This window comes from Phormidium pseudopriestleyi FRX01, assembly GCF_017313335.1.
GTDB classification, from domain to species: Bacteria; Cyanobacteriota; Cyanobacteriia; order Cyanobacteriales; family Laspinemataceae; genus Laspinema; species Laspinema pseudopriestleyi.
This window is the reverse complement of the sequence record NZ_JAFLQW010000630.1, coordinates 1-2,661: the sequence shown is the minus strand read 5'-3', so window position 1 is coordinate 2,661 and position 2,661 is coordinate 1. Positions and strand designations below refer to the sequence as shown.

Below are 2,661 nucleotides of genomic sequence, written 5' to 3'. Positions count from 1 at the left end.
TTGATGGTGGGGCTGAGTTCGCCTTTGGCGTACTTGGCGGCGAAGTCATCAAGACTGACTTGCTTGATCTTGGAAGCGTTACCGGCGGTACCAAAGGATTGGTAGCGATCGGAACAAACTTTTTGCATATATTGGATGGAAGGTTTCAGGAAGTGACGGGGGTCAAATTCCTTGGTATTTTGGGCGAGGGCCTCACGGACTGCCGCAGTGATTGCCAAACGGTTATCGGTGTCGATGTTCACTTTACGGACACCGCACTTGATTCCTTTTTGGATTTCTTCGACGGGTACGCCGTAGGTTTCGGGGATGGTTCCGCCGTATTTGTTGATCAGTTCGATCAAGTCTTGGGGTACGGAGGAAGAACCGTGCATGACCAAGTGGGTGTTCGGCAAGCGGCGGTGAATTTCTTCAATCCGGCTGATTGCTAAGATTTCCCCAGTGGGTTTACGGGTGAATTTGTAGGCACCGTGGCTGGTGCCGATCGCCACTGCTAGAGCATCCACTTGGGTTTGCTCAACGAAATCAACGGCTTGCTCAGGGTCGGTCAGCAGTTGGTCATGGGAGAGTTTTCCTTCAAACCCGTGACCATCTTCTGCTTCACCCATGCCGGTTTCCAAAGAACCCAAGCAACCGAGTTCGCCTTCGACGCTGACGCCGATGGAGTGAGCCACTTTCACCACTTCGCGGGTGACTTCTACGTTGTACTCATAGCTGGCGGGGGTTTTGGCATCTGCTTCCAAGGAGCCATCCATCATGACGCTGGTGAAGCCTTGTCGCATGGCAGAGTAGCAGGTGGAAGGTGCGTTGCCATGATCTTGGTGCATGGCAATGGGGATGTGGGGGTAGGTTTCCACTGCGGCCAGGATCAGGTGGCGGAGGAAGTTTTCCCCTGCATATTTGCGTGCACCACGAGAAGCTTGCAGAATCACGGGGCTGTTGGTTTCGTTAGCAGCCTGCATGATCGCTTGGATCTGCTCCATGTTGTTGACGTTGTAGGCCGGAATGCCGTACTCGTTCTCTGCTGCATGATCCAGCATTAACCGCATAGGTACAAGCGCCATAGATGGTCCTCCTAATTACTTTTTTTATCAGCGATGGGGTATGGACAAGCTGAAATTGTTACAACAAGTTTAAGACAAATTTCAGATTTTTACGAATTATATCTAAAAATGAGAACTTTATAACGTTTTGCTCTCAGAATTTGTCGTTAGTCATTTGTCGTTAGTCATTTGTCGTTAGTCATTTGTCCTGGATCCTTGATGACAAAGGACCAATGACCAATGAGCAATGACCAATGACAAAGGACCAATGACCAATGACCAATGACCAATGACCAATTTATGGGTCGCCCGGGATTCGAACCCGGAACTAGTCGGTTAAAAGCCGAATACTCTACCGTTGAGTTAGCGACCCGCGTGCTTTCTTTTTCAGCACCTTAGCTACATTAGCACAGCCTGTTAAAAAAAAGCAAGGGGTTTTTCAAAAAAAATCTACGGTGAGGCGAACTTGGGTTTCCCACTTAGCTCCGGGTTGAAGATTCATCAGGTGTAGCCCGGTGTTGAGGGCGTTTCGGGGGGCGGTCCAAGGTTCGAGACAGTAGAAGTCTTTGTCTTTGAGGGTCCAAAAGACGACGTTGGAATAACTGGCTTTAAAGAGTAACCGGACTTGCAAGCGGCGACTATGGTCGATCGCCGTGGCAGCGAGTCCGGTAATTTTGGTAAAGGCCGCATCGATTTCGTCTACGTTGAGGTCGAAGCTGCCGGTGAATGGATGTTGAGTCTGGGTTATTTGGTTGCGGTATTGGACTGCGGGAATTTTAAATTGGAGTTTGGACTTATCTGGGGCCCAAAAGTAAGGATGGAGTCCGGTAGAAAAGGGCATGGGCCGATCGCCGGTGTTGGTGTAGCGTTGGTCAATTTCCAGGCTATTGCCTTTCAGCTTATAGGTAAAGGCCAGTTCAAAATCGAAAGGATAAACGGCACGGGTGCGATCGCTGCTGTTGAGAATCAGAGTAATGCTGGCCAGGTCCTTGGTCACCCCCTCCGTTACTTCCCAAGGTAAATCTCGGGCAAACCCATGTTGTTTGAGATTGTACTCTTTCCCTTGATAGCTGTAGGTGTTATTCGGCAAATTCCCACAGATAGGAAACAAGATGGGGATACCGCCACGGACACTTAAATCCGGGTTGGCAAAGCGTTCGGCATCCAGATAGAGGAGGTCGTGACCTTGAACTTGCCAACTGGTGATGATGCCACCCCGTTCGGGAACGACTTCGACCCGGGATTGAGCGGGTTGGTCGGAGAGGATGTAGGTCTTGTATTGTTCTTCTTTCACTGCGATCGCAAACACTGTTTATCCTTTGTCCTTGAGTCGAATTATTGGGGGCGGCAATTATCCCAGTCTTTACGGTTGTAACGGACGGCGATCGGATAGTCAAGGGGAGAGCATTCCAATGCTCGCCGCCCTCACCCTAAATCCCTCTCCCAAAGGGGGAGAGGCCTGTCCTGAGCTCTGAGCCCCGCCGAAGCCTGTCCTGAGCCCTGAGCTTGCCGAAGGGTCGAAGGGGGTCGAAGGGGACTTTGAATCTGGCGCCCCCCTTCGACCCTTCGACCCTTCGACCCTTCGACCCTTCGACCCTTCGACCCTTCGACCCTTCGACCC

General features: G+C 51.1%; 2 protein-coding genes and 1 tRNA gene. All 3 read right to left on the bottom strand.

All coding sequences use genetic code 11. The annotated features are described in order from the left end of the window. On the bottom strand, window positions 1–1,061 hold a 1,061-nt coding region (gene fba, locus J0895_RS23895), incomplete at its 3' end, for a class II fructose-bisphosphate aldolase (RefSeq protein ID WP_207090485.1). A gap of 280 nt (window positions 1,062–1,341) precedes the next feature. Then, window positions 1,342–1,413 (bottom strand) — tRNA-Lys (locus J0895_RS23890). Window positions 1,414–1,479: 66 nt separating this feature from the next. Further along, complete coding sequence (locus J0895_RS23885) at window positions 1,480–2,349, bottom strand: aldose epimerase family protein (protein ID WP_207090484.1); 870 nt, start codon at window positions 2,347–2,349, stop codon at window positions 1,480–1,482. Window positions 2,350–2,661: the final 312 nt, after the last annotated feature.